The sequence below is a fragment of the Amycolatopsis sp. NPDC104819 genome (assembly GCF_055583145.1).
Window position 1 is genome coordinate 355,482 of the sequence record NZ_JBVJON010000005.1, and the last position, 26,089, is coordinate 381,570.

At 72.4% G+C, this 26,089-nt stretch carries 17 protein-coding genes; 6 read left to right on the forward strand and 11 right to left on the reverse strand.

What is annotated here, in order from left to right; genetic code table 11:
- The first annotated feature begins 47 nt into the window (after positions 1-47).
- Positions 48-869, forward strand: a complete 822-nt coding sequence (locus tag ACZ63E_RS17760) for a HEAT repeat domain-containing protein (protein ID WP_465337069.1) — start codon at positions 48-50, stop codon at positions 867-869.
- Here ACZ63E_RS17760 and ACZ63E_RS17765 read toward each other — a convergent pair.
- The 6 genes from ACZ63E_RS17765 to ACZ63E_RS17790 form a co-directional block, all read right to left on the reverse strand.
- Positions 855-5,186, reverse strand: a complete 4,332-nt coding sequence (locus ACZ63E_RS17765) for an Hsp70 family protein (protein WP_465337071.1) — start codon at positions 5,184-5,186, stop codon at positions 855-857. The genes ACZ63E_RS17760 and ACZ63E_RS17765 overlap by 15 nt on opposite strands.
- Positions 5,183-5,977 carry an FHA domain-containing protein gene (locus tag ACZ63E_RS17770; RefSeq protein ID WP_465337073.1) on the reverse strand — a complete coding sequence of 265 codons (795 nt, stop codon included), beginning with the start codon at positions 5,975-5,977 and terminating at the stop codon, positions 5,183-5,185. The genes ACZ63E_RS17765 and ACZ63E_RS17770 overlap by 4 nt, the downstream gene beginning before the upstream one ends.
- Positions 5,978-5,979: 2 nt before the next feature.
- Positions 5,980-7,167 (reverse strand): right-handed parallel beta-helix repeat-containing protein, encoded by a 1,188-nt coding sequence (locus ACZ63E_RS17775; protein ID WP_465337075.1) that lies wholly within the window; start codon positions 7,165-7,167, stop codon positions 5,980-5,982.
- 66 nt (positions 7,168-7,233) lie between these two features.
- Positions 7,234-9,009 carry a serine/threonine-protein kinase gene (locus ACZ63E_RS17780; RefSeq protein WP_465337076.1) on the reverse strand — a complete coding sequence of 592 codons (1,776 nt, stop codon included), beginning with the start codon at positions 9,007-9,009 and terminating at the stop codon, positions 7,234-7,236.
- A gap of 42 nt (positions 9,010-9,051) precedes the next feature.
- Positions 9,052-9,432 (reverse strand): DUF805 domain-containing protein, encoded by a 381-nt coding sequence (locus ACZ63E_RS17785; protein ID WP_465337078.1) that lies wholly within the window; start codon positions 9,430-9,432, stop codon positions 9,052-9,054.
- Positions 9,433-9,482: 50 nt separating this feature from the next.
- Positions 9,483-10,058, reverse strand: a complete 576-nt coding sequence (locus tag ACZ63E_RS17790) for a TetR/AcrR family transcriptional regulator (protein WP_465337080.1) — start codon at positions 10,056-10,058, stop codon at positions 9,483-9,485.
- A gap of 103 nt (positions 10,059-10,161) precedes the next feature.
- Between ACZ63E_RS17790 and ACZ63E_RS17795 the strand changes: the two genes are divergently transcribed.
- Positions 10,162-11,211: an aldo/keto reductase gene (locus ACZ63E_RS17795; RefSeq protein ID WP_465337082.1), complete on the forward strand. Its 1,050-nt coding sequence runs from the start codon at positions 10,162-10,164 to the stop codon at positions 11,209-11,211.
- Positions 11,212-11,229: 18 nt separating this feature from the next.
- Here ACZ63E_RS17795 and ACZ63E_RS17800 read toward each other — a convergent pair whose 3' ends face one another.
- From ACZ63E_RS17800 to ACZ63E_RS17815, 4 genes are all read right to left on the reverse strand, one after another.
- Positions 11,230-12,636 carry an SMP-30/gluconolactonase/LRE family protein gene (locus ACZ63E_RS17800; protein WP_465337084.1) on the reverse strand — a complete coding sequence of 469 codons (1,407 nt, stop codon included), beginning with the start codon at positions 12,634-12,636 and terminating at the stop codon, positions 11,230-11,232.
- Complete coding sequence (locus ACZ63E_RS17805) at positions 12,633-14,411, reverse strand: RICIN domain-containing protein (RefSeq protein WP_465337086.1); 1,779 nt, start codon at positions 14,409-14,411, stop codon at positions 12,633-12,635. The genes ACZ63E_RS17800 and ACZ63E_RS17805 overlap by 4 nt, the downstream gene beginning before the upstream one ends.
- Before the next feature lie 221 nt (positions 14,412-14,632).
- Positions 14,633-15,640: a right-handed parallel beta-helix repeat-containing protein gene (locus tag ACZ63E_RS17810; RefSeq protein ID WP_465337087.1), complete on the reverse strand. Its 1,008-nt coding sequence runs from the start codon at positions 15,638-15,640 to the stop codon at positions 14,633-14,635.
- 13 nt (positions 15,641-15,653) lie between these two features.
- Positions 15,654-17,549, reverse strand: coding sequence for a pectate lyase family protein (locus ACZ63E_RS17815; protein ID WP_465337089.1), 1,896 nt, complete (start codon positions 17,547-17,549; stop codon positions 15,654-15,656).
- A 498-nt stretch (positions 17,550-18,047) separates the two neighbouring features.
- Between ACZ63E_RS17815 and ACZ63E_RS17820 the strand changes: the two genes are divergently transcribed.
- From ACZ63E_RS17820 to ACZ63E_RS17835, 4 genes are read left to right on the forward strand one after another with little or no spacing between them, the layout of a single operon-like run.
- Positions 18,048-20,273 (forward strand): HAMP domain-containing protein, encoded by a 2,226-nt coding sequence (locus ACZ63E_RS17820; RefSeq protein ID WP_465337091.1) that lies wholly within the window; start codon positions 18,048-18,050, stop codon positions 20,271-20,273.
- A 1-nt stretch (position 20,274) separates the two neighbouring features.
- Complete coding sequence (gene pgsB / locus ACZ63E_RS17825; RefSeq protein WP_465337093.1) at positions 20,275-21,456, forward strand: poly-gamma-glutamate synthase PgsB; 1,182 nt, start codon at positions 20,275-20,277, stop codon at positions 21,454-21,456.
- Complete coding sequence (locus tag ACZ63E_RS17830) at positions 21,453-21,935, forward strand: poly-gamma-glutamate biosynthesis protein PgsC/CapC (RefSeq protein WP_465305687.1); 483 nt, start codon at positions 21,453-21,455, stop codon at positions 21,933-21,935. The genes pgsB and ACZ63E_RS17830 overlap by 4 nt, the downstream gene beginning before the upstream one ends.
- Positions 21,936-21,949: 14 nt before the next feature.
- Positions 21,950-22,858 carry an NlpC/P60 family protein gene (locus tag ACZ63E_RS17835; protein WP_465337095.1) on the forward strand — a complete coding sequence of 303 codons (909 nt, stop codon included), beginning with the start codon at positions 21,950-21,952 and terminating at the stop codon, positions 22,856-22,858.
- Positions 22,859-23,154: 296 nt separating this feature from the next.
- Here the strand turns inward: ACZ63E_RS17835 and ACZ63E_RS17840 are convergent, their stop codons facing one another.
- Positions 23,155-25,902: an AfsR/SARP family transcriptional regulator gene (locus ACZ63E_RS17840; RefSeq protein WP_465337096.1), complete on the reverse strand. Its 2,748-nt coding sequence runs from the start codon at positions 25,900-25,902 to the stop codon at positions 23,155-23,157.
- Positions 25,903-26,089: the final 187 nt, after the last annotated feature.

The window sequence follows — 26,089 nt, forward strand, 5'->3', positions numbered from 1 at the left end:
TCACAGCCGGGCAACCTCGAGCTCACCGGCCGAACCGAGGAGGACCGATGCCGTGGTGGCGCCGGAAGAACGACGTCGGGGTCCCGGTGCCGGAGCTGACCGCCCGGCTGGGCAGCCCGGACGCGCCGGTGCGTGTCGACGCCGCCCGCGCGCTGCGGCGACACCCGGATCCACGTGCGGTGGACCCGCTGTTCGACGCGCTGCGGCGCGGGCCGTCCGAGAAGGCGGCCGGGGTGATGATCGAGGCACTGAGCAGAATCGGCGGCGACGAAGTCGTGGCGCGGCTGTCGATGCTGGCGCTCGACGCGGCGTGGTGGGCTCCCCTGCCGGCGGACCTCCACGACGACGACCTCCCGGTGATCCCCGCGGTCCACTGGGTGGTCAAGGCGCTGCTCGAGGCGGGCGGCCCGGAGCCCGCGCTGCACGCGCTGTCCCGCGCCCTGCGGGACCCGCGGCCCGAAGTCCGGCGCAGCGCCGCGCTCGGAATCCGTGACATCAGCGGCGGCGACCTGCTCGGCTGGGACGAGCTCGGCTGGGAGCGGCTCGGCTTCTCGAGCCGGGACGAAGGGACGGCGGAGCAGAACCAGGTCGTGGACCTGCTGTGCACCGCCTTGGCCGAGGACGACGACTGGCTCGTCCGGTTCCACGCCGTGCACGCGTTGCTCGTCCTCCGCGACCCTCGCGCGGTCACCACCCTGATCACCTGCCTCGCCGAGGACGACCACGGCCAGGTGCGGTACTGGGCCGCCAAGGCGCTCGGCCGCGTGGGCGACCGCCAGGCCGTCGAACCGCTGCGCCGCGCGCTGCTTTCGGACCCGGAAAACGCCTTGGCGATCAAGGAAGGCCTCAGCTCGCTACGGTCGGCCTGAGCTCCCTCCCGCTTCAGTCAGCAGCGGGTGGACGGCGGTGACGCCGAGCACCACCGCCCCGCCGGGCTCGGCGGACACCACCACGCCGACGACGTCGCCGAGCTCGTCCAGCACCGGTCCGCCGACATCGGCGGGCGACACGCGCAGTCCGACGTGGAACAGCCGCGCTCCGGCCGCCACGCTGAATCGGTCGACCAGGCCGGTGCCGCCGTCGGCCGTCCGCAGCGGGTCGCCGAGGCGCACGAGCGCGGGGTAGCCCAGGGGCGGCGGGTCGGCGTCGACCGGCTCGGCCAGCCGGAGCACGGCCACCTCGTGCTCCGGTGCATCGGGCCGGTGGATCCGGGTCACGGCCCGGGCGCCCTGCCCGGTGGTCACGACGGTTTCGGCGGTGAGGCCCGGCCCGGCGGTGACGACGAGCCGGTCCGAGACCAGGAACCCGGCGCGCGACTCCACGCCGACCTCGACGCGGACGAGCGCGGAGCTCACCGCGCCGGACCCGGCCGGGCGGAACTTCCGGTACCCGTCGGCGTCCCCGGTTTCGGCGAGGCAGCGGGCGTACCGGCGGCGGTCGTCGGCCGACACCGGCGGTGTGTCGAGCGCGGCCAGCGCCTGCCGGTAGTCCCCGGCCTCGTAACAGGCGCGGAACCGGCGCAGCGGGTCGGGCTCGGCCAGGGCCAGCCGCACCAGGACCGCGTTCCACCGGGCGATCCTGGCCGCCACGTCGCGCAGCGCGGTCAGCCGCGCGGTCAGCTCACCGGTGAGCCGGGCGGTCTCGGCGAAGTCGGCTTCGAGCTCACCACCGGATCGGTCGACGTGGTTCAGCGCGGCGACGGCAGCCTCGCGCACCGCCTCCCGCGAGTGCCGCAGGTCCAGGTCGGTCTGGCCGGCCTGGCTGAACATCTCGACCAGCAGCGCGGTGTCGGCGTCGGCGCCCGCCGCGGGCACGTGCGTGGCCTGGCGGTGGCGGAACTCCTGCCACGCCGCCTCCGTGTCGTCGTCCATTGTGGACGCCGCCAGCTCCCGCAGCCGGTCGCGGCGGTCGGCGAGGTCCTGCCGGCGCTGCTCGACCTCCCGCTGCCGGTCGTAGCTGCGGGTCAGCTCGGCGACCTCCCGCGGTGAAAGCAGGGTGGTGTCGGTGATCCGGATCGAGCCGGCCTGCCCGGTGGCGCGGTCCCGCGCGGTCACCGAAAGCACGCAGCTGGCGTCGATCTCGAAGGTGACGTCGATCTGCGGCACGCCCTTCTCGGCGGGTGCGATGCCGGCCAGCTCGAACTGGCCGATCTTCGACTCCGCGTCGAGGCCGCCGTTGAAGATCTCGATGCGCACCGAGGACTGGTTGTCGTGGTGCGTGGAGAAGACGTCCGAGCGCGTGGCCGGGATGGTCGTGTGGCGCGGCACGAGCTCGGACAGGCTTTCGCGGTCGTGCTCGTCGTGCACGCGGATCCCGAGCGAGAGCGGAGTGACGTCGAGCAGCACGATGTCGTCGAGCGAGCCGTCGCGCATCGCGCCGAGGAGCGCGGCGCCGCCGGCCACCGCGGTCCGCGGGTCGGACACCACGGTGCGGGTCAGCCCGAACGCCCGTTCCACGGTTTCCCGCACCAGCGGCGAAAACATCGGGCGGCCGATCAGCACGAGGTGTTCGGGGCGGGTGGTGGCCGCGGCGCTGAACGCGGCGCAGACCTCGTGCAGGTGCTCGAGCTGCCCGGCCAAGATCGTGGCCAGCTCGGCGCGGGTCAGCTCCAGGGCGACGGCGCCGGCGCCGAGGCCGCGCAGCTCGCACTCCGCGTGCTCCCGCGCGGACAGCTCGATCTTCAGGCTCTCCGCGGCGATCGCCAGGCGCCGCCGGGCCGCACCGCCCGCCGGCACCGTGATCCCGCGCCGGTCCAGCCGGTCCGCCAGCGCCTCGGTGAGCACCGCGTCGAAGTCCTGGCCGCCGAACTGGCTGTCCCCGCCCACTTCCTGCACGTCGTAGACGTTCTCGCCGACGTCGAGCAGGCTCAGGTCGAGGGTGCCCGCGCCGAGGTCGACGACGGCGATCGCGCCGTCGAGCCGCCGTTCGCGCGCGGCGGTGATGCACGCGGCCGTCGGCTCGTGGATCAGCCGGACGAGGTCGACGCCGGCGATGCGGCAGGCCGCCCGCGTGGCCGCCTTCTGGTTGTTGGTGAAGTACGCCGGGATCGTGACGACCGCCCGCGGCCGCTCCAGCCGCAGGTCGTGGTTCCGCTCGGTCCAGGACAGCCAGTCCTCCCGGACCACGCCGAGCTCATCCGCGGCCAGGTCGGCGACGCGCTCGCGCACCCGGTCGGCCAGGAAGGCCTCCACCAGGCCCCGGGCGTGCCGGACGAGCCGGGCGGCGACCTCCTCCGGGCGGAAGGTGCGGTCGCGGACCTTGAAGACCGTGCCCCGGCCCATCTTGCGCTTGGCGGCGTCGATGTGGCCGACCAGCCACGGCACGAGCGTCTCCTCGCCGTGCAGCCCGACCAGCTCGTTGCCGTCGCGGTCCAAGCTCACCGTCGAGGCGAAGTGCACCTCGCCCTTCCACGGGCAGAACACCGGCTGCCGCGTCTCGGTGTCGTAGACGGCCGAGGCGCAGGTCGTGGTGCCGAGGTCGAACCCCCAGATGCCGCTGTAGCGCGCTTCGACGTCCGCGCGAGCCTGGGCGACCCAGGCCTGGGCGCGTTCTTCGAACCGGACCCGCTCCCGCGTGACGAGCGCGTCGGTGACCCGCGCGGTGAGCTCCGCGGGCACCAGGCCGTCGTGGACGAGCTCACGGAGCACCCCCGCGGCCCGGGTCCCGGCGCCGCGGGCCTCGACCACGGTGAGGCAGCGCCGCACGAGCTCACCGTGGTCACCGGTCTTGCGCAGGCACTCGGCCAGCCGGAGGTCGTCGGCGGCGTCGTCGCCGAGCCGGCGGACAAGACAGTCCGCGGCCGCGGCGAACGAGCCGGCCGCCATGTACAGCGGGACCGCCCGCTCCAGCTGCCCGATCCGGTCGTACAGCGCGGCCGCGCCGGCGGTGTCGCCCCCGGCTTCGCACGCCTCGGCCCGGGCGGCGAGCGCGTCCGGGGTGTCGTCGTCGCGGAGCACGCGGACCGCCTCGCCGAACCGGCCCGCGCGCAGGAACAGCTGGTGGGCGCGGAAGAACTCACCGCCGTCCTCGGCCCGAGCGGCCGCCAGGGCGTGCTCCCCCGCCGCCTCTTCGACCCGGCTCCACGCGCGGAGCGTGTCCCGCCGGTCGGCCCCACCGCGCAGCAGCTCGCCGAAGTGCCGTCGGGTGACGCCGAGGAGCGTGGTGAGCAGGCCGGCCAGCTCAGGCTGCCGTGCGGCGGGCTCGCCGCGGTCGAGAACCCGTCGCAGCTGCCGGGCGGCCTCGGTGAAGTCCTCCCCCTCGATCAACCGGTGGATCCCGGCCACGAAGCGGTCCACGAGCCGCTCGCCCTGCCCGGCCGGGCAGGTCACGAGGGCCTCGGCGAACCGGCCGAGCTCCTCGTGGCACCGGCTCACCCCGTCGGCCCGGCCGGCTTCTTCGAAGGCGGGCAACGCTTCCGCGTACCGGCCGGCCTCGGCCAGCAGGTCGCCCAGCCGCCCGGCCAGCGCCGTGACGACCGCGCCGTCACCTCGTTCGCGGGCGAGGGCCAGTCCGGCTGTCACGTCGTCGGGCTCGGCGCTGGCGAGGCAGGCGTCCAGCGCCCGCTGTTGCTGCTCCGGCGTTCCGGCCAGCCGGACGGCGGCCGAGCCCTGCCCGCGCAGGACCCGGACCTCGAACAGCTCGGGCACCAGCTCTTCGGGCAGGTGCGCGAAGAACAGGCGCCACATCTGCTCGTCGCGCGCGAAGTCTTCGGGCGGGTAACCGCGCAGGACGCGGGTCACGACGTCGAGGTCGAGCACCCCCGCCGCCCGCCACCGGTCGAGGGTGCGCACGATCGACGCGGCGTCGTCGAGGAGCTCGGCCAGCCTGTCCCGGGCGCGCAGCTGTGGCGCCGGCAGCCGCAGCCGCGTCGCCACCTCGAACACGACCGTCGCCGCGGGCCGGTCCGCTCCGGTGAGCCAGGGTTCGTCGGCCGAGGTCAACGGGTAGTGCTCGGCCGGGATCCGGGCGTCGTAGCGCCGGAAGAGCTCCTCGGCTTGAACGGTGTCCACGCGCAAAGCCAGCCGCAGGGCGTCTCCGTAGGCGCGGGCCGCCCGCTCGGACGGCGGACCGGAAGGGCCGGGAAAAGCCGCTTCGAGGCGGGCCGTGGCGCGCGCCAGCCGCTTCGCCGCACCGCCGCCGAGCAGGTCGCGAAAGGTGCCGGGACCGGAAATCCGGGCCTCCCTCATCCGGGGAACGGCGCGGGCGGTTCGGGCAGCTCGAGCCATTCCAGGTCCATCGGCACCAGTGTGGTCGAAAGCACGAGCTCACGCAGCAGGTTCACGGTCAGCGTCAGCCCTACGGGCTCACCCACCTCCTCGCGCCGCAGGCCGTGCACCCCGGCGTCGGAAAGCCGTTGCCGGACCCGGGAAACGAGGTGCTCGACCCGCTTGGCCGTCCAGTTCTCGCGCGGCTGCCGCTCGGCGAGCTCGGCGGCGGCCTGCTGCCGGGACAGCGGCAGCGGCTGGGGGTCGTACCCGAGGTACCGCTGCCCGAGCACGGCCAGCACAAGGTGCTCCTCGGGCGAGAGCCGCCAGCGTTTCGGCGGCGCCGTCGGGTGGGTCGGACGGCGCGTGGTGACGCCGGCTTCGCCGTCGGAGACGAGCAGCTCCAGCACGTGCTCGCGGGTGCCGCGCAGGAACAGCGCGGTGTACCCCTCGGCCAGCGGCAGCGGTTCGCTGTCGCGGTGCAGCAGAACGCTGTCGGACAGCCGGATCGGCGAGCGGCCGGTGTTGCTCAGCCACCAGCGGTCCCGCTCGCGCACGAGCTGCCCGTGGACCCGGCTGATCCGCACGTCCTCCTCCCCGACGCAGACGTCGACCTCGAGCCGGTTGCGCCCGAAGGTGACCCGGCTCCCGGGGGACGGCGGCACCGCGACCCCGCCGGTCACGGTGAGCGCGCTCAACGTGCCCGGCACGGTGTCGGCGACGCCGTGGCGGAGGCTGCGCTGGCGGTACGGGTCGAGTCGTCCGGTGGCCACGGCTACCTCCGCTCGTAGGCGCCGATGTCGAAACCCGCGCCGGCCGGGCGGGCGACACCGTCGAGGTCGGTCGCGGGGGCGTGCACCGGGCTGCCGGCGTCGATCGCGGGCGAGCCGGCGGTCAGGTGGTAGTCGCCGCGGGCGGGGTCGGCGAACCCCGGGTCCCCGGCGAAGTTGTGGTCGGCGATGAACGGGCCGGCGCCGACCGGGCCGTCCCCGAACACGTTGTTGCGCAGGATGTTCGTCCCGGCGAACCGGTCGGCGTCGACCAGCACCGAGCCGCGGGTGTTGCCGGCGAAGGTGTTGTTGACGATCTCGACGTCCCGCATGGTCCCGGTCGACTCCACCCAGAGGCTCAGCCCGGCCTGCGCGTTTCCGGTGGACAGGTTGTCGAAGACCCGGACCTTCGAAAGCAGCCGGGTTTCCGAGTAGTCCTCGACGGCGAGCCCGATCCCGGCCTTGGTGGCCTCGCGCGTGCCGCCGACGAGGTTGGCGTAGACGTCCACCGACGACGACGAGTCGACGTAGATGTCGGGACCCCGGTTGCCGGTGACGACGTTGTGGTGGATCTTCACGCGGGCCGCGTCGTCGTACTTGACGTCGATGCCTTCTTCGCCGTTCTCGTGCACGCGGCAGCCGGACACCTCGACGTCCGACGAGCCGGACGCGATGCTCAGCGCCTCGTGGTCGGCGGCGGTGCCGCGGGCGTTGGTGCCGTGGATGTCGCAGCCGGTGATCCGCACCCGCCGGGAGCCGACCAGCACGAGCCCGCCGTCGCGGGAGCCGTCGACGCCGAAGCGGGTGAACACGAGGTCGTGGGCGCCGTCGGCGTACACGCCGAAGCCGGTCGAGCCGGCCACCGTGATGTCGGTGAACTCCAGCCGGCCGTGCCCGCCCAGGGCCAGGCCGCCGCCCCCGGTCAGCACCGCCTTGCCGCCGACGCCGGTGAACCGGATCGGCCGGCCCGGGGCGCCGTCGTGGCGGACGGTCAGCCCACCCGGGTAGCTCCCGGCCTCGATCGCGACCGTGTCCCCCGGGCGGGCCGCGTCGGCCGCCGCCTGGACGGTGGTGTACTCCGCGTGCGGGCCGACGTGCCGCGTCCGCGGCGCCGGTCCGGCAGACCCCTCGACTGTCGGCCCGGCCACGCTCGTCACCAGGAGCGCCACGCCGGCCAGCACCCGCATCACCATTTCCCGTCCCGCCTCTCCCCCGGCCGCACTCTTTCTAGCCGAGGCCGCCCGGGACCGGTCCCCGGCTCACGGCAGCCGCCGGACGAGGTCCTCCGCCAGCGAGCGCGTGGGCGCGCACAACGCGTTCCCGTCCGCCGCCGCGGCGTCCTGGACGGACACGACGACGACCTCCTCCCGCTGCGGGGCGGTGCCGCGCAGCACGGGCAGCACCGGGGTGTAGAGGCGGTGCACGACCTCGACGGCGCACTCCGGCTTCCCGCCCGGCACCGGCGCCACGACGGCGTTGCGGTTGCCGACGCGGATCCGGTCGCCGGGCACGTCCGAGTCGGCCTCGATCGGCCATTCCCGGCTGTATTCCACGGAGATCGTGCGCGGGTCGTGCTCCCAGGTGCAGCCCCAGCCGCCGAACTCGCGGTCCGGCGCCTTGGCCTGGCCCAGCGCGTTCGACGTCTCGGAGACGTCGAGCAGGCCGCAGGCGTCGACGCGGGCCAGCGACCACTCCGGGAACGGCCGCTCGCGCACCGGCAGGGGCCCGTTGGCGAGCTTGGCCAGCACGCCGGACAGCACCGCCTCCGAGAAGGCGCACAGCGGCGCGTCCGGGGCGCGGTCGGTCGGGTGCGAGGTGACGACGATCCGGTTGGCGTCGGCCAGCGAGATGGCGCGTTCACAGGCGCCGTCGCGGATCTCGGGCCGTTCGATGTCGCCGACCCGGCCGGGCACCGGCGGCCGGGTCGGGTACCGCTCCGGGCCGGTCAGCGAGAGCACGGTCTGCACCTGACCGGTCTTGTCGGCGAGGGTGGTCGTGACGACGCAGGTGCCGAAGTCGAGCACCTCGGGGTCGACGAACGGCTCCCCGAACGGCGCGAGCGAGTCGGTCGAGATCGCCGCGCACGGGTCTGTCTTCCCCGGGTCGGCGCCGAGGGTGTTCGGCCCGGCCGCGACCGGGGTCGCCGACGGCGGCCGCGTCAGGAAGAACCCGGTCACCAGCGCGGCGACCACCACTACCGCGGCCCCGGCGAGCAGCCGCCGGCGCAGACGCCGTCGCGGCTTGCGGGGTGCGGGCGCGTCCGCGGTGAGCAGCGCGACCGCCTCGGCGGCGGCGGGCCGGTCGGCCGGGTGCCGGGCCATCAGTGCGGCGAGCACCGGCGCGAGCCGCCCGGCGCGTTCGGCGGGCGCGGGCCGGCCGCCCGCGGCACGCCGCATCTGCGCGAACGGGCCGTCCTCGCCCGTGCCCCACGGCGACCGGCCTTCGATGGCGGCGTAGAGGGTGGCGCCGAGGGAGAAGACGTCCGAGGCGGGCCCGGCCTCACCGCCGTCGGCCACCTCCGGCGCGACGTACCCGAGCGTGCCGGTGAGCTGGGCGCCGCCGGTGCGGGTGACCTCGGTCCAGCGGGCGATGCCCAGGTCGGTCAGCTTGGCGACGTCGTCCGCGGTCACCAGGACGTTGCCCGGCTTGACGTCGCGGTGGACGATGCCACGCGAGTGCATGTCGGCGAGCGCCGCGGCGAGCTGCGTGCCGATCCGCCGGACCCGCTCCTCGGGCAGCGGCCCGTCGTCGTCGACGAGCTCCTCGAGGCTCCGCGCGGCCAGGTATTCGGTCACCAGCCACCGGCCGTCGCCGTCGAGAACGGTGTCGAACACCGTGACGACGTTCGAGTGCAGCAGCCCGGCCCCGATCCGCGCCTCGCGCCGGATCTGGCCGGCATCCTCGCCCAGCGACCGCTTGAGCGTCACCGACCGGCCGAGCTCGAGATCGACCGCTCGCCAGACCACGCCCATGCCACCCCGGCCGAGCTCCTCTTCCAGCCGGTAACGGCCGGCCACGACTCGCCCCTTGCCCACGCGGGCAGTGTACGAAAGCCGTGTCGGCTCGCTGACCCCGCGTCACCGGGGCGCCGGCCCGTACCGGTTCTCCCCCGGCCGGCCCCGCTCGCCCCAGAAGATCAGCAGGACGAGCCAGCCGATGCAGGAGACGATGCCGAGGCACCACCAGCCGCGACGCCCGGTGTCGTGCAGCCGCCGCACGCCCGCGCTGACGAAGGGCACGATCCACGGCACGTAGAGCACGGTGCCTGCGACGTGGACCCACTCCTCTTCGCCGGCGGCCTCCGCCACCCCGACGGCCAGGAACATCAGGGCGTAGGCGAGGAAGAAGTACCAGAACTCGGGGCGCGAGGCGCGGCCCTGGAACCGGAAGCTCAGCCGCACCGCCCGCACCACAGCGGCTCCGAAGCCGATCCGGCCGCACGCACCCTCCAGCTGCATGCGCCGAGCATGGGACGGGTGGCCGGGGACCCGTCCCGACCACCCTGGGCTCAGACCGGGCGGGGCGGGGACGCCAGGCCGGAGAAGACAGCGGCGATCAAACGCCTCCCCTGCGCCGCGCCTTCCTCGGTGTTCGCCACGCGCCACAGGAAGCTCATCAGCATGATGATGTCCGCCGGGTCGTGGCCGGGGGCGATCGTGCCCTCGGTGACACACGCGTCGACCAGCTTCGTCACCGCCGCGGTGGCCGGCACCCAGGTCGCGTCGATCACCTCCTGGGCCACCGCGCTGTGCAGGGCGTCGCCGAGGCCGTGCTTGATGCGGATGTAGCCGGAGAGCGTTTCGAACCACTCGATGAACGCGGCCTTCGCGGACGACCGGCGCTTCAGCATCTCGTCGGCGGCGAGCGTCAGGCGTTCGATGTCGTGCTGGTACGCCGCGAGGATCAGGTCTTCCCGGGTCGGGAAGTGCCGGTAGAGCGTGCCGGCGCCGACACCGGCGCGCTTCGCGACCTCGCTCAGCGGCACGAGCGGGTTCTGCGCGAACAGCTCGTGCGCGGCCTCGATGATCGCGACGCGGTTGCGCGCCGCGGCCCGGCGCTGCGTGCCGTAGGTCCCGTCGGTCATCCCCGGATCATGCCTCATCTTTGACACGCGGAGAATCCTCCGCTAGTTTCGAGGTTACTCGCGGAGGATCCTCCGCGAGTTCCCCTCTCGCAGAAGGCACCCCATGCGCTACGTGAAGCTCGGCACCACCGGTCTCGACGTCTCGCCCGTCGCGATCGGCGCGATGACCTACGGCGAGCCCGACCGCGGCCACCCCGTCTGGTCGCTGGGCGAAGAACAGGCCCGGCCGCTCGTCAAGCACGCGCTCGAGGCCGGCATCAACTTCTTCGACACCGCGAACATGTACTCGAACGGGTCCAGCGAGGAGATCCTCGGCCGCGCGCTGAACGACTTCGCCGACCGCGACGACGTCGTGATCGCCACCAAGCTGCGCCACCCGATGCGGCCCGGCCCCAACGGCCGCGGCCTGTCGCGCAAGGCCGTCATGACCGAGGTCGACCACTCGCTGCGGCGGCTCGGCACCGACTACATCGACCTCTACCAGGTGCACCGCAACGACCACGCGACTCCGCTGGAGGAGACGCTCGAGGCGCTCAGCGATCTCGTGAAGGCGGGCAAGGTGCGCTACCTCGGCGCGTCCTCGATGCCCGCGTGGGAGTTTTCGAAGGCGCTGCACCTGCAGAAGCACCACGGCTGGGCGCGGTTCGTGTCCATGCAGGACCACTACAACCTGCTGCACCGCGAGGAAGAGCGCGAGATGATCCCGCTGTGCCTGGACGAGGGGGTCGGCACGATCATCTGGAGCCCGCTGGCCCGCGGCCGCCTCGCCCGGGCCTGGGACGACGCGAAGGCGACCGAACGCTCCGCGACCGACGGCGCGTTCGCCGACCTGCTCTACTCCCCCGCCGAAGAGGCCTCGAACAAGGCGATCGTGGACGCCGTCGGGCAGGTCGCCGACGCCCACGGCGTGAGCCGCGCGCAGATCGCCCTGGCGTGGCTGCGCCACCAGCCGGTGGTCACCGCCCCGCTGGTCGGCGCCGGTTCGGTGCGGCAGATCGACGACGCGGTGGCGTCGCTGGACGTCGTGCTCACCGACGACGAGGTGCGCTCGCTCATCGCGCCGTACACCCCCCGGTACGACTGGCAGGGCGTCTCCGACGAAGCCGAGCTCGACGCGATCCGGGCCCGCGTGCCCGGCATGGCCTTGAAGTGACCACGCCGGGCCGCGAACTCAGTACGGCCAGCCGGGCACGTTCAGCCGGACGCTGTACAGCCCGAAGTTCCCGCTGTCCCCACCGCCGGACGGCGTGCCCGAAGTGATGAACAGCGTCTTCCCGTCCGGCCCGCCGAACGCGGCGTTCGTCGCGTTGCGGCCCGCCGAAATCGTGCCGAGCGCCTGTCCGGACGGCGAAAACACGTGGACCACGCCGTCCCCGTACGTCACCTGGTAGACGTTGCCCGCGCAGTCGATCGTGCCACCGTCGGTGCCCGCCACCGCCGCGAAGTCACTCCGGGCGCCGGTGCTCCCGTCGGCGTTGACCGGGTACCGGTAGATCTTGCCGGTGGCGTTCCCGCCCACGTACAGCGTCTTGCCGTCCGGGGACAGCTCGATGCCGTTGGGCTCGCGGATGGTGTCGTCGATCAGCGAGACGACGCCGTCGCGCACCCGGAACACGCTGGTCCGGCCCGCCATCCCGTCCGGGCGATCCGCGCGCTGGAAGTCCGGGTCGGTGAAGTAGACCGTGCCGTCCGGGCCTTCGGTGACGTCGTTCGGGGAGTTGAACGCCCGGCCCTGGTAGTTCGCGGCGAGCGTGGTCCGCTGCCCGCCGGCCAGGTCGTACCGGGAGACGCTGCGGTTGTCGTGCGTCGCCGCGATGAGCGACTTCCCGTCACGGCTCAGCGCCAGCCCGTTGCTGCCGGCGTTGGGCACCACCGTGGTGAACGCGCCCGTCGCCGGGGTGTAGCGCAGGATGTCCGACGGCTGGACGTTCTGCGCCCCCGCGCCGTCGTGCATGTTGGTCAGCAGCAGGGTCTGGCTCGCCTTGTCCCAGGTCGGTCCCTCCAGGAAGTTGAAGCCGTCCTGGATCTTGGTGGCGGTCAGGGGGGACGAAGGCAGTGGTGAGCCGAACGGGCCTGACGGGCAAAGGCCGTCGGGCGGTGGTGTCGTGGTGCTCCCGGGCAGCGTCCACGCCTGGTTCGCGCCGCCGGTGCACGCCCAGGTCTGCAGCCGGGTGCCGTCCGCGCTGGACACACCGGTGGCGTCCAGGCACTTCCCGGACGCGGTGTTGACCAGGGCGCCGGTGCGGGCGGTCCAGCGTTGCGCGCCGGTGCCGTTGCAGTCGTAGACCTGCACCGCGGCGCCGTCGGCCACCGAGCCGCCGGCGACGTCGAGGCACTTGCCCGACGCGGCGACCACCGTGCCGTCGGCGGTCACGGTCCACCGCTGGGCCGTGCCGCCGGTGCACGACCACAGCTGGACCCGGGTGCCGTTGGCGCTGCCGGGGACGTCGAGGCACTTGCCGCCGATGCCGGTGATGGCGCCGGTGCCCGCCGCCGTGGCCGGGACGGCGACGACCGTCACCCCGGCCACGGCGAGGGCGGCCGCCGCGGCGAGCCGGCGTCCGAAGCAGACGTTCACGCCGGGACCGTCCACCGCTGGTTCGGCCCGCCCGTGCAGGTCCAGAGCTGCACCTGCGTGCCGTTGGCCGTGCCGCCGCCGGTCACGTCGAGGCACTTCCCGCTGCCGGCGTTGACCAGGGAGCCGTTCGCGCCGGTCGTCCAGCGCTGGTTGGCGCCGCCGAAGCAGTCCCACAGCTGCACCGCCGTGCCGTCCGCGGTGCCGCTCCCGGTGACGTCGAGGCACTTGCCGAGGCCGCGGACCGTGCCGTCGGTCGCGAGGGTCCACTGCTGGTTCGGGCCCGAGGTGCAGTCCCACAGCTGCGGCCGGTTCCCGTTGGTGGTCGAGCCGCCGGTGACGTCGAGGCACTTGCCCAGCGCCGAGACCGCGCCGGTGCGGCCGGTGGGCGGCGGCGTGGTGCCGCCGGTGCCGGGCCACGTGAACGTCGCCATCGCGCCGCCGGCCAGCTGGTAGCCGAACGACTGGCCGCCGTAGGACACCTGGAAGTTCTGCGTGCCGCCGCTGTTGAGCGCGACGAGCACGATGGTGCCGTCCGGGTTGCGGAACGCGACGTTCTGGACGCCGCCGTCGCCGTAGCCGGTCGAGTCGATCCGCACCGCGCCGGGCTGGACGAACTTGCTGAGGTGCCCGAGGACGTAGTACTCGGCGTTGTAGGTCACGTTCGACCCGTTGGTCGTGACGACGCCCGTGCAGTTGGTGCAGCTGCCGATCACCGGTCCGTGGTTGTTGTCAAGGGCCATGTTCCACGTCGTGACGGTCTTCGCCCAGTTGCGGGTGGCGCCGATCGCGAGGTTGATCCCCTGCCACCGCAGGGAGTCCGCGAAGGTGTTGCCCGACTCCGTGCCGGAGCACTCGGTGAAGAAGATGTCCTTGTTCGGCTGGGCGTTGTGCACGACGGACTGTCCACTCGGGTTCCCGCCGTAGCAGTGCCAGGCCGAACCGGCGACGTTGTTCCCGGCGCCGTTGTTGACCTGCTGCGCGTAGCTCGTGTCGTCCCAGTTGTGGTCGTACCCCAGGATCTTGGCGTTCTGCCCGGCGGAGCGCAGCTTCGGCGCGAGGGTGTTGATGACGTTCACCTGCTGACCCGAGGACATCGGCATGCCCGGGTAGCCCGGCGGCGAGAACTTGGGCTCGTTCTGCACGCTCAGGTAGTCGATCGGGGCGCCCGCGGCGCCGTAGGCCTGGGCGAACTTGACCAGGTAGTCGGCGTAGGCGCCGACCTGGCTGTCGTTGAGGTTGCCGCCGATCAGGTTGTTGTTGTTCTTCATCCACGCCGGCGCGCTCCACGGCGTGGCCATGATGGACAGTTTCGGGTTCAGCGCCTTGGCCTGCTTGACCAGCGGCAGGATGTAGGCGTTGTCGTGGGCGACGGAGAACCGCGTCAGGCCGGGGTCGGCGGCGCCGTCGTCGTAGGTGTAGAAGCTGCGGGAGAAGTCGGTCGCGCCGATCGGCTGGCGCAGGAAGCTGAGGCCGACCCCGCTGCCGGGGTTGAACAGCGCGTTCATGATCTCGTCGCGCCGCGGGGAGTTGTTGACGTTCCACGCGGCCGCGTCGGTGAAGGAGGCGCCGAAACCGACCATCGACTGGTAGGTGGAGTTCGGGTTCACGGTGATCACCGGCCCACTGCCACCGCTGCCGAAGGTCACGCTTCCCTGCTGCCGCAACAGGTTTCCGCGGTCGGGGGTGGTGAGCCACACGTTCGCCGACGTCGCCGCCGACGCCGGGCCGGCCGGGACGGCGAGCGTGGCCGCGGCGACCACCGTCACCACGGTCATCCCACGCCACCGTTTTTTGTTTCTGGACAGCAGAAGCATGCCACTCCTCACGAGTGCGGAGACAGTGGCGGCTGTCGGACAGTCCGGGGCTACCCCTCGGTGATCGAGGCTTTCGAGGTGCGATTGATGGTAAATACCTATTATTTTCGGTGTCAAGAGCCCTGTCCCGATGATCGGGAACCGCGGCGGTGACTCCGGGTGAGCCACCGCCGCGGGCCTGCTCAGCTCCCCGGCGTCACCGGGGTCTTCGACACCCCCTTGCCGCCGGTCGCGGTGTTGGAGGCGCCGATCACGTTCGGCGACTTCTGCGAGACGCAGCTGCTCTGGTTCGTCGAGTTGATCCCGTATCCCTGGGCGTTGGTCAGCGTGAACGTGTTCTTCGTGAACGTGTTCCCGCAGCCGGTCTTGCCCCAGACGTTGTGCGTCTGGAACCCGTCGAGGTACGGGTGGGTCACCTTGTTGCCGGTGATCGTGTACTTGTCACCCTTGACGTCGATGGTGGAGTCGCCGGAGTTCTGGTTCTTCTCCCCGGTGCCGTCCAGGGTGTTGCCCGAGATCACGCCGTCGTGCGTGCCCTCCTTGATGTCGATGCCCTCGGCCGCCACGTTCGGGCCGATCTTGTTGTCCAGCACCTGCCCGTAGTTGCTGGCGTCGGGATCCTTGCCGCCGTTCGCGCCGTAACACTCCCAGTTGCTGTTGGCCGAGCCGAGGTAGACGCCTTCGCCGTACCCCGGCTCTTCCTTGCCGGTGTTGTAAACGGTCGAATTCTTGATGACGCCGTACGCGCTGCTCTTGCGGAAGTGCACACCTTCGTACCCGATGTCGTGCACGCTCACGCCGTCGATCGTGACGTGGGACGCGCCGTCGAGCACGATGCCCTTCTTCGAATCCTTGACCGTGAACCCCTTGAGGTTCCAGTAACTCGCGCCCTGCAGCCACAGGCCGTAGCCGGTCTGGCCGGACGGGCAGTCGGTGTCACCGGGGTTGAACAGCGGGTCGTGCAGCACGGCCTTCGCACTACCGGTCAGGGTGATCGGCGCGGCCGCCGTGCCGGGCTTGGTCGCCACGAACGCGCCGCTGTAGTCGCCGTCGGCCAGCACGATCGTGTCACCCGCCTTCGCCGCGGACAACGCAGAAGAGAGCTGCGCCGCCGTCGAGACGTTGATCGTCGTCGCCGCCGGGTGGACCAGCTGGCCCACCAAGGACAACGCCGCGAGGGTCTTGATCATCGGTCCGCTCCTTTCAGCCCACGTTCTTCAGGAACAACGACTTCGCGGTGCTGGTCTTCGTGTCGTCGACACCGTGGCCGTTCGTGTAGTCCTTCTGCTCGTTGTGCGCCCAGTCCGCGATCGGCTTGCCACCGACGTCCAGGTGGTGGAACTTGGTGCCGTCCCAGCCGAACTGGTAGATCTTCGTGTGGTCCGGGTAGTACGGCGTGTAGGCCGCGCCGGCGGTGACCTGCTTGGTCATGGTGTTGTTGAAGAAGACGTTGCGCGGCCCGGACGAACCGGACCACTTGACCGCCTTCTGCCCGGTCGACCAGTAGATCGGGAACCACGTCGAGTCGTCCGGGGCGTCCCCGCCTTCGTCACCGCAGTGCGCCGTGCAGTTGCCCGAGCGGTGGGCGAAGGAGACCTTGTTGGTGTTCAGCTCGAACAGGTTGTTGCGCTCGTACCCGCCGTGGATGTTGAAGTCGGAGTCGATGTCGTTGCCGATCACGACGTTGCCCGAGGCCGACCACTGGAACGTGAAGTGCCGCAGGTCGCGGGTGGTGTTGCCGGCGTAGAGCGAGTCCCAGACGCGGGAGCCGCGGAAGTAGCCGTTGCCGCCCTTGCCCTTGTTCCACGAGCCGTCGAGCTCGTTGTTCACGATCTGGAGGTTCTTGGCCTCCTCGGTGACGATCGGGTGCGACCCGGTCATCGTCGCGTGCGTGTTGCGGACCCAGGAGTTGGCGGCCCACTTGAACACGATGCCCTGCATGGCCAGCGAGGGCGCGAGGTTGCCGTAGTTGTCCTTGGCCTGGGCCTCGGTGACCCCCGGCGGGGCGACCTGGCCATAGGTGAAGTCCTCGAAGCCGACCCCGACGATCGGGTCCACGATGGGCGACGCCTTGGACGCGTACGTCGCGCCGTCGATCGGAGCGGAACCGTCCGAAGTGGAGTCGACGGGGACGTCGTACTCGAGCGGCTTGTCGATGGACACCGTGTGGTTCTTGGTGTCGATCGCGGTGATGGTGAACCACTGCTGGCGCATGTGGAGGTTCTGCAGCGGCCAGGTCGTGGGCACCGCGTTCATCGACTGGTAGAACTTCATCGAGTTGGCGGCCCGGATGTTGATGAACCCGCCGACCTTCATGTTCGTGGTCTTGGCGCTGGTGGCCAGGTACACGGTCTTGTCACCGGCGCGCGCCGCGAAACCCTTGTCACCCGGCTTTTCGCGCAGCTTCGCACCCGCCTTCCAGTGCACGTTGACCGTGCCCTCGAAGATGTCCTTCCGGTTGGCCGGCGCGGACTTGTACTGGCTGGCGTAGCTCGGGTCCACCCCGCGCGACTGGACGCGGAACAGGCCGCGGCCCGGCCACAGCCAGCCGCCGGAGCCGTCCTCGTAGTTCATCTCGTGCTGGTCCCACTGGTCGCCGTCGGGCGTGACGACGTCGTACTCGGTGTTCTTGTCCGGGGCGTAGACGAACTTCGTCTTGTCCATGCCGGCGCCGCGCAGGATCAGGTAGCTCGCGTCGACGTGGATCTCGTGGGTGACGTTGAGCGTGCCGGCCGGGAAGGTGATCAGGCTCAGCTTGGTGTAGCTCGCCGACGGTGTGCACGACGAGTGGATCTTGTCGATGGCCGACTGGATGCCGGCGGTGTCGTCGACCCCGTCGTCCGGCTTGACCTTGTAGGTGCTCGCGAGCTGGGCCGCGGTGATCGTGCAGCTCGCGCTCGGGTTGACCGCGCTCGCGCCGGGCAGGTCCTGCCCGCCGCGGAAGCCGGCCTTGCTCCAGTCGTAGAGACCGGGCACGGGCGCCGCGCGGTTGCCCGCCGACGTGTCGAGGCTCGTCAGCGCGCCGGGCCCGGGCGCCGCCGCGGACTGGCTCAGCCCGGCCGCGCCGGCCGCGACGCACAGCGCCGCGGTCACGATCACGACTGTTTTTCTGCGTGACAAGGAAACCTCCGAGAGGATGCGTGTTTCGGGGTACACAAAGGACCGTGAGCGGTCTTGTGGTCGATCGGTCCGCCGGAGGCCGGCGGACGGGGCACGAAGTGTGCGTTACCGGCGTGAGATCGCCGGGAAGTGGATCGCCTGTCTGGACAAAACTCCTCCGTCGCTGACTGGTTGTCACCAGGACTGCATGAAGGCGGCGTTGAGCAGAACCATACAACCGGGAACCGAGTTAGTAAAGTTACTTTCCAAATTAAGGCACCACGGTGGCGACACGGACGACCACCGTCGGTCGCGACGGGGGTTGACAGCGAGGGCGTGGCGGATCATCCTGAGGCTCGTTCGGAAAGAAACTTTCCTAACAATTGTGGATGTGGACCACCGGTGCCCGGCCACCCGACCCCGGGCCCGCGTTCGCGTCCTTCCCCCGGCCCAGTCACCACGGGCGGCCCCACCAGGCCGCCCGTCCTAGGAGCGTGCATGCGCACCCGCCCCTCCCCCAGTGCGCCGCTTCGCCGGCTGCACGACCGCCTGCCCGAAGCCGGTTTCCCGCGCGGCGCCGGCGCCGCGTCGGCGACCGGGTTCGTGCTCCTGCTGCTGGTGGCCGCGTTCTGCTTCTTCGGCCCGTTCACGCTGCTCAACGACCCACCGTCCGGCGCCGCGGCCCAGCAGCGAGACGCCGAGTCGCTTGCGAAGGTCGTCGCGGCATCGGCCACGTCGGCGGCCCACGACCTGCAGGTCGTCGCGGGGTCGAAGGCCCTCGACGAGCCGGACGACGGCCGTCTGCTGAGCGCGTTGAGCACGGTGTACCCGTCTTGGCGCGGGGCGGCGCTCCTCGACGCGGGCACCCGCACGCTGCGGGCCGCGTACGGCGAGCCGGTCCCGGCCGACGAGCTCGCGAGCGCGGGCCGGCTCACCGTGCGGCCGGTGGCGCGTCCCGGGGAGGTCCCCCGGCTGCTCAGCGCGATTCCCTTGGCCGGTGGGCGGGTGCTGGTGGTGTCGACCGCGCTGCGCGTGCCGCCGCCGGGCCAGGCGCCGCAGCAGAACATCCGGCTCGTGGCAGCGGGTGGCGCGGTGTTGTACGCCGGTGGCGCGGACGTGCCTGCTTCGGTGGGCCCTTCGCTGGCCACGGCGTCCGCTGCGGCTTCGACGGGGTCCGGGGTGCTGGTGGGGGCTGGTTCGGAGCCCGTTGTTGCTTACGCGCCGGTGCGGAGCGCGGCCTTCGCGGGTGATCTCGGGCTGGCGGTGGTGACGGTGACGTGGCTTCCCGCGGACAGTGCCCCGCCGACGTGGCCGGGCGAGGTCTTCGGGATTGCGCTGGTGGTATTGGCGGCAGCGGGCACGTTCCTGCTGCGGCGTGGTTTGGTGCGGCCGATCCGCCGGTTGCGCGCGGACGCCCTGGCCGTCGCGGACGGGGATCGCGCGGAACCGGTGCGGACAACGCGGACGGCGGAGGTAAGTCGGGCAGCGGCAGCGATGGAGACGATGCGGCGGCGGTTGCTCGGCGATACCCGCGACAGTGCGCCCGCGGGTACCGCAGAGCGGAGCATCGGTGCCCGGCGGTTGCTCGACGATGCCGCGGCGGCGGTTGTCGCTCCTTCCCCGCAGGGCCTGTCCGCCCGGCTGCCCGCAGAGCGGGACATCCGCGCAAGGCGGCTGCTCGACGACGCTGAAACGGCGGTTGTCGCTCCTTCCCGACGAGGCATCCCCGCCCGGCTTCTCATCGGCGTCGTCACCCTCGCCCTCCTCGGCTGGTCCGCCGCGGTCTTCTGCGCCCTCGGCCTCCAAGGCACCCGCGTCCCCGCCACCCTCCTCTCCGAGCAGGAAGTTCGGCTCGACCGCTCCGCCGATGCCCTGCGCTCCGGCCTCACCCACGGCCTCGCCGAACTCCGCGGCGCGGCCCGGCTCAGCTCCGGCGAGCCCGACACCGCACTCCCCGCCCTCGTCGACCGCCTGGTGACCGATCCCGCCTTCCGCAGTGTCTACGTCACCGATCCGGCCGGGACCGTCCGCGCGCTCGGCGGGCGCGCACCGCTGCGGGAAGGCCCGATTCCCGCCGGGGACGGGCTGCGGCAGCACAACACCAGTGGCCGTGTGCCCGTCGTCTACGCCTCGGCGCGGCTGGACGGCGAGCGGACGCTCGTCGGCGAGTTCGACGTCACCCGGCTCGCGCAGCCGCTGCAGTCCGCCGGTGCGCGGGTGCGGGTGCTCGACAGCGGTGACCGGACCATCGTCGACACCCAGGGTTATCTCGCCTTCCAGCAGCTCGGCGACCCCGGCCTGCGCGCCGCGACCGCCGCCGCTCGCGGTGGGCAGTCGCCGGGCCAGGTCAACGGCGACGCTCTCGTCGCCGCCCAGAGCGTCGCGCAGCGGGGGCCTGCCAGTGCACTGGGCTGGGTCGTGCTGGCCGAACAACCCGTCGGCGGCCTCGGCGCCGCCGACAACTCCGTCCGGGCCGCCGCCCTGCTCACCGCCGTCCTCGCGGTACTGCTCGGCGGCTGGCACGAGCTGGTCGTCGTCCGGCCGCTGCGCCGGGTCGCCGCGGCCGCGGAACGCGCCGCCGCCGGTGACCCGGAAACCGTTTACGCGCAACGCCTCGACGAGATCGGCACCGTGGCGTCCTGTGTGGACATTTGCCGCCGGGAGCTGGCCGCCGGCACCGTGGCCGACGAAGAAACGCCCGTGCTCGTCGGGAACCGGTCCTGACATGGTCTTCCTCTACTGCGTCCTGCTGCTCGGCGCGGGCGGGCTGCTCGCCGGCGGGATCGTCGAACAGCGTCACCACTACACGCACCTGCGGTCGATCCCGCACCGTGTGCTGGTCAACGGCATCCGCGGCAAGAGCTCCATCACCCGGCTGTGCGCCGGCGCCCTGCGCGCGGGTGGCATCGTGACCGCCGCGAAGACCACCGGCACCGCCGCACGGTTCATCCACCCCGACGGCAGCGAGGAACCCGTCTACCGCAAGTTCGGCCTCGCCAACGTCGTCGAGCAGCTCGCCATCGTCCGCCGCGCCGCCGCGCACCGGCCGAACGCGCTGGTGATCGAGTGCATGGCCGTCCAGCCGGACCTGCAGGAGCTCAACCAGGAGAAGCTGATCCAGTCCACGATCGGCGTGCTGTGCAACGTCCGCGAGGACCACCTGGCGGAGATGGGCCCGACGCTCGACGACGTCGCCCGCTCGCTGTGCCGGTCGATGCCGGTGGGCGGGGTGTGCGTCACGGCCGAGCGCGAACGGCTGGCGATCCTGCGCGAGGAGGCCGCCCGGCGCGACTGCGAGCTCGTCGTCGTCGACCCGGAGTCGGTGACCGACGCCGAGCTGAGCGGGTTCAGCTGGATCACGTTCAAGGAGAACGTCGCCATCGCGCTGGCCGTGGCGGACCGGCTGAGCGTGCCGCGGCAGCTCGCGCTCGAGGGCATGTGGGCGGCCCCGCCCGATCCGGGGGTGCTGCGCGTGCACCACTACCGGTCCGCACGCGGGCGGCTGCGGTTCGCGAACGTCTTCGCCGCCAACGACCCGGAGTCGACGCTGATGAACATCGAGCAGCTGCGCGGGCAGCGCGCCATCGGCGACCCGCTGCACGTCGTCATCAACTGCCGCCCGGACCGCGTGGAGCGCAACGGCCAGATGGGCGCGCTGGTGCCGTCGATCGCACCCGAACGGGTGCTGCTGATCGGCGAGCCGACACGCAGCGCCCGTGTCGCCATCCCGGACGGGTGGCACGACCGGGTGACCGACCTCGGTGGCCACCGGCCCGCCGGCGAGCTGGTGCGGGAGCTGCTCGCCGGTCAGGACGGCGAGCTGTCCGTGGTCGCCATCGGCAACATCCACGGCCAGGGTGAGCTGCTCGTCGAAGAGCTCGCGAAGCTGCCGGCCGGTCACTCGTGAACACCATCGGGCTGGCCCCCGAAATCGCCACGATCGGCCTCGCCATCGGCCTGCTGCTGTCCCTGGTCTGCTACCTCACGACGAACCTGTCCCCCGGCGGCATGATCACCCCCGGCTGGCTGGCGCTGACGCTCGTCGAGGACTACCGCCGCGCCGCGGTCATCGTGTTCATGACGGCGCTGACCTACGGCGGCACCAAAGTGTTGCAGCGCCTGGTGATCCTGTACGGCAAGCGGCTCTTCGCGGCGGTGGTGCTGCTCGGGGTCGTGCTGCAGGTGTCGCTGGTCGTGTTCCTGCAGGCCGGGTTCCCGCTGCTGTTCGTGCACCAGACGCTCGGGTTCGTGGTGCCGGGGCTCATCGCCTACCAGCTGGTGCGCCAGCCGCCCGGCGCGACGCTGCTGGCGACCGGCGGGGTAAGCGTCGTCAGCTACGCCGTGCTCGCCAGCGGCGCCCTGATCGGCCTCGTCCCGACGGTGTGAGTGGAGGGAAGCGCATGTGGCGCAGGTTCGGGCGGGTTCTGGTGCTGGCCACGGTGATCGTGGTGTCCGGGACGGCGTCGGTGTACTACGCGCGCCAGGAGCAGGACGAGCTGGCGATCACCGCCGTGGCCGCGTCCGCCGGCGCGACGCCGATGGGCGGCACCCACCGGTTCGCCCGTCTCACGGACCCGCCGCGGACGGTCCTCACGACCCCCGGCGGCGCGGTGCTGGCGACGATGACCGACGGCGCGCGCACGGTGGTGCTGACCGGCCCGGCGCGAGTGTTCCGTGAACCGAGCTTCCCGTCGGCGGCGGTGACGAGCACGGCGTGGGTCCGGCTCGCGCCCCAGCCGTGGACCTCGGGAGCCGAGCGGGCGCCGTGGTTCGGACCGTGGCTGGCGGGCTCGCTCGGCAGCACCACGCCCGACGTGCTCAGCGTCGCGCTGCAGTACATCGAGGGCGCACCAACGGTTTTCGACCCGACCGGCGTCCACATCGCGGGCGACGCCGCGTTCGCCGACAACGCGGACTTCGACCGCTATCTCCACGGCTCCGGCACGCTCGACAGCGCCGGGTTCGTCAGGCTGGTGTACGGCTATCGGGAGGGATTCCCGGTGCGGGGCAACGGACTTCCGCGGGACGCCGTCACGATGTCAGCGTCGGGCCCGGGGAGCCCGATCGTGCCCGACGCTCACCGCCCGGCGACCGGCTACTCGCGACTGCAGCCTGGGGACCTGCTGTTCTTCGCGCCGGCGCCGAAGGGTGAGGTGTCGCAGGTGGGCATCTATCTTGGGGTCGATAGCGATGGTCGTCGGCGGGTGCTGTCCAGCCGGAAAGCCGTTGATGGGCCCAGTTTTGGTGCGTCGTCGCTTGATGGTGAGAGCAAGTTCGCGCAGGAGTTCCGCTCGGCGAAACGGTTGTAGGCCGCGCAGAATGGTCGGGTCAGCCTGAGCCGTCCCGGATCACCCCACGTCGGTGACCCCGGCCGGGGACATGTGATGTGTTCGCCGGTTCGGCTTTGACCGGCCGAACCCAGTGGCGGCGAGGCATCCCGTCGAGTGGGTTACCTGGAACCAGGCGCTCGCGGCCGTCTGGCTGGTCGGCGAGGCGGAAGTCGTCGAATCGGGCAAGCCGCTGACCGCGGTGCCCTCCGGCCGCACGGTGCTCGGTCAGCCGCCGTCCGATCCCCACGCGCAAGAAATCCCTCACCCCTAGGCAGCTACGGCGCGAGGTCGTCCAGAAGCTGCCGCAGCCGTTCCGCGTCCTCGTCACGGCCCTGCCCGCGAAAAAGATCGAGCGCCTCTCCCCACGCGGTCCGAGCCACGTCACGATCGCCCAGCGCCGCGTGTGGATGGCCGAGCCCCTCCAGGGTCTCCGCCACCTGGAACAGGTTGGTGCGGTCCCGCCGCAGGGCGAGCGCCTGCTCGTAGTACCCGATCGCGCGGTCGTGGTGGCCCGTGTGGTGCTCGATGTAGCCGAGGCTGTCCACCGTGTTCGCCTTGCCGTTGCTGTCCTCGTGGTCCTCGTAGTACGGCAACGCAGCTTCACAATGGGCACGCGCGGTGTCGAAGTCGCCGATGCGGGCGGCGAACCAGCCCGCGTGGTTCAACGCGCGGGCCACCCACACCGGCTGCGCCGCCGCGCGAAAGAGCGAAAGGGTCTGGGCGGCGTGTTCGTATGCCCGCTGTCCGTTGCCCTGGCCGGCCACGGCCCAGGACAGGACGTGGTGGGCGAGCGCCTGTTCCGTGTGGTCGTCGTGCCGCTTCGCCAGTTCCAGCGCCTGGCTCAGGTGCCCGATCGCTTCCTCGGTCCGGCCCAGGTTGACGTACGCGTCGCCGAGGAGGCGGTGCGCCCGGGTCCGGGCGGCCGGGTCGGGGGCCGCGTCGAGGGCCGCGCGCCAGACCGCCAGGCGGTCGTGGCGGTGGCCGCGCCAGAGGTGGAACGTGTGCAACGCCCAGGCCAGGTGCCACACCGTGTGCGGCAGGCCGAGCGACACCGCGGTCTGCTGCGCCGCCAGCAGGTTGCCGTGCTCACGCTCGAACCACGCCATCGCCGCCTGGTCGTCGCGCAGCGGCTCCGGTTCGGCGCCGGGCGCTGCCGACGGGGGCCGCATGGGCGGGCGGTGCGGGTCGACCAGGCTGTCGGCCGCGTACGCGGTGTGGGTGTAGAAGTCGAGCACCCGCCGCAGCGCCGCCTCCCGGACGTCGGCGTCGAGCTCTCGGCCGGCGGCGTAGTCGCGGACCAGGTCGTGCATCGTGTAGCGGGCGCCCGGGCGGCGCGTCAGCAGGGACGCCTCCTCCAGCGTGCCGAGGACCTTCGCCGCCCGCCGGGGCGGCAGCCCGGTGAGCGCGGCCGCCGCGGGCAGGCCGATGTCGCGTCCGGGCGCGATGCCCAGGAGCGCGAAGACGGTCCGCTGCTCGTCGCTCAGCCCGCGCAGCGACCAGGACAGGACGGTGGGCAGGCTGATTGTCGGTTCGTCGTCGTCGAGCGCGTGCAGGCCCAGCTCGCGCATCTCGGCGGCGAACTCGGCCAGCGGGATGTGCGGCCGGGTCTGGGCGTGTCGGCTCACGATGGCCAGGGCCAGCGGGTACCGGCCGCACAGCCCGATCAGCTCGCCGGTCGCCTCGGGCTCCGCCGCGACGCGCGCCTCGCCGAGCCGCTCCACCAGCAGCCGGTGCGCTTCGTCCCGGGTCAGCGTGTCCAGCTGGAGGTGACGGGCGCCGTAGCGGGTGATCAGCGTGGCGAAGTGCCGCCGTCCGGTGACGACGACCGTGCCGGCCGAACCGCCGGGCAGCAGCGGGATCACCTGCTCGGGGCCACCGGCGTTGTCCAGCACGATCAGCATCCGCCTGCCCTCGACCGTCTTGCGGTACAACGCCGCCTGGGCCTCGGGGTCGGCCGGGATGCGGTCGGGGTCGACGCCCAGCGTGTCGAGGAAGCCGCGCACGACAACCGCCGGCTCCACCGGGTCGCTCGCGGGCGAGAACCCGTGGAGGTCGGCGAACAGCCGGCCGTCGGGGAACTCGTCGCGGCGCAGGTGCGCCCAGTGCAGCGCCAGCCAGGTCTTGCCGATCCCGCCGGCGCCGGCGAGGGCGGAGATCTGCACCGTCCGGCCCTGCCCGGACCCGACGCCGGCCGCGGCGTCGAGCGCGGCCAGCTCGTCCGCCCGGCCGACGAACGACCCCGGCGCGGGCGGCAGCGAGTGCGGCACCACACCGGTGTCCGGCCGGGCGGGCGTGGTCAGCTCCGGGTCCCCGCGCAGGATCCGCTGGTGCAGCTCGCTCAGCGGCGGGCTGGGATCGGCGCCGAGGTCGGCGGCGAGCCGCTGCCGGGTCTGTTCGAAGTGCCGCAGGGCGTCGGCTTGGCGGCCGCAGCGGTACAGCACGACCATCAGCTGGCCGGCCAGGCGTTCGTCGAGCGGGTGCGAGCGGGTCCGCGCCGTCAGGCCGGGGAGCAGCTCGGCGTGCTCGCCCCGGCGCAGCCGCAGGTCGGTGTGGTCCAGCTCCACGGCGAGGTGGTCGGCCTCCAGGGCCTGGCGCAGGTCCTGCGCCCACGGCGTGTCCAGGTCGGCGAGCGGGCCGTCGTGCCAGAGCTCGAGCGCCTGCTCGAACAGTGCGGCGGCGTCGGCGTCCTCCGCGGCGCGAGCCCGCGTGGCCAGCCGGCGGAAGCGGTGCAGGTCCACCAGCTCCGGGTCGACGCGCAGGCGGTAGCCCCCGGCGGACCGCTCGATGACCGGCCCGGGCAGGGAGCTCCGCAGCCGGGACAGGTAGCTGTACAAGGTGTTTCGCGCCCGGTGCGGCGGCCGGTCGCCCCAGACGCGCTCGATCAGCTGCTCGACCGAGACCGGCTGGTTGGCGTCGGCGAGCAGGGCCGCCAGGACCCAGCGCTGCCGGGCGTGACCGAGCTCGACGGGGCGGCCGTCGACCGCCGCCCCGACCGCGCCCAGCAGGGTGAACGCCACCGCCATCGCGCACTCTCCTCCCCCGAGGTGACCTGGCGATTCAAGCTACACCCAAGATCGGGCCACGGTCGGCCGGGCAGGGTGGTGGGTGTCCGGCGAAGGGGGAGGTGCCGGGGGGGCGGGGGGGGGGGGGGGGCGGGGGGTGCAGGGGTCGGCCACACCTCAGCTTTGGCCACGATCGAAGGGAGTTTTC

Excerpts from the sequence above, each read along its gene's own strand:
- ACZ63E_RS17760 (WP_465337069.1), top strand. The coding sequence starts at position 48 with ATGCCGTGGTGGCGCCGGAAGAACGACGTCGGGGTCCCGGTGCCGGAG.
- ACZ63E_RS17765 (WP_465337071.1), bottom strand. The coding sequence starts at position 5,186 with ATGAGGGAGGCCCGGATTTCCGGTCCCGGCACCTTTCGCGACCTGCTC.
- ACZ63E_RS17775 (WP_465337075.1), bottom strand. The coding sequence starts at position 7,167 with ATGGTGATGCGGGTGCTGGCCGGCGTGGCGCTCCTGGTGACGAGCGTG.
- ACZ63E_RS17785 (WP_465337078.1), bottom strand. The coding sequence starts at position 9,432 with ATGCAGCTGGAGGGTGCGTGCGGCCGGATCGGCTTCGGAGCCGCTGTG.
- ACZ63E_RS17790 (WP_465337080.1), bottom strand. The coding sequence starts at position 10,058 with ATGACCGACGGGACCTACGGCACGCAGCGCCGGGCCGCGGCGCGCAAC.
- ACZ63E_RS17795 (WP_465337082.1), top strand. The coding sequence starts at position 10,162 with ATGCGCTACGTGAAGCTCGGCACCACCGGTCTCGACGTCTCGCCCGTC.
- ACZ63E_RS17805 (WP_465337086.1), bottom strand. The coding sequence starts at position 14,411 with ATGACCGTGGTGACGGTGGTCGCCGCGGCCACGCTCGCCGTCCCGGCC.
- ACZ63E_RS17810 (WP_465337087.1), bottom strand. The coding sequence starts at position 15,640 with ATGATCAAGACCCTCGCGGCGTTGTCCTTGGTGGGCCAGCTGGTCCAC.
- ACZ63E_RS17820 (WP_465337091.1), top strand. The coding sequence starts at position 18,048 with ATGCGCACCCGCCCCTCCCCCAGTGCGCCGCTTCGCCGGCTGCACGAC.
- pgsB (WP_465337093.1), top strand. The coding sequence starts at position 20,275 with ATGGTCTTCCTCTACTGCGTCCTGCTGCTCGGCGCGGGCGGGCTGCTC.
- ACZ63E_RS17835 (WP_465337095.1), top strand. The coding sequence starts at position 21,950 with ATGTGGCGCAGGTTCGGGCGGGTTCTGGTGCTGGCCACGGTGATCGTG.
- ACZ63E_RS17840 (WP_465337096.1), bottom strand. The coding sequence starts at position 25,902 with ATGGCGGTGGCGTTCACCCTGCTGGGCGCGGTCGGGGCGGCGGTCGAC.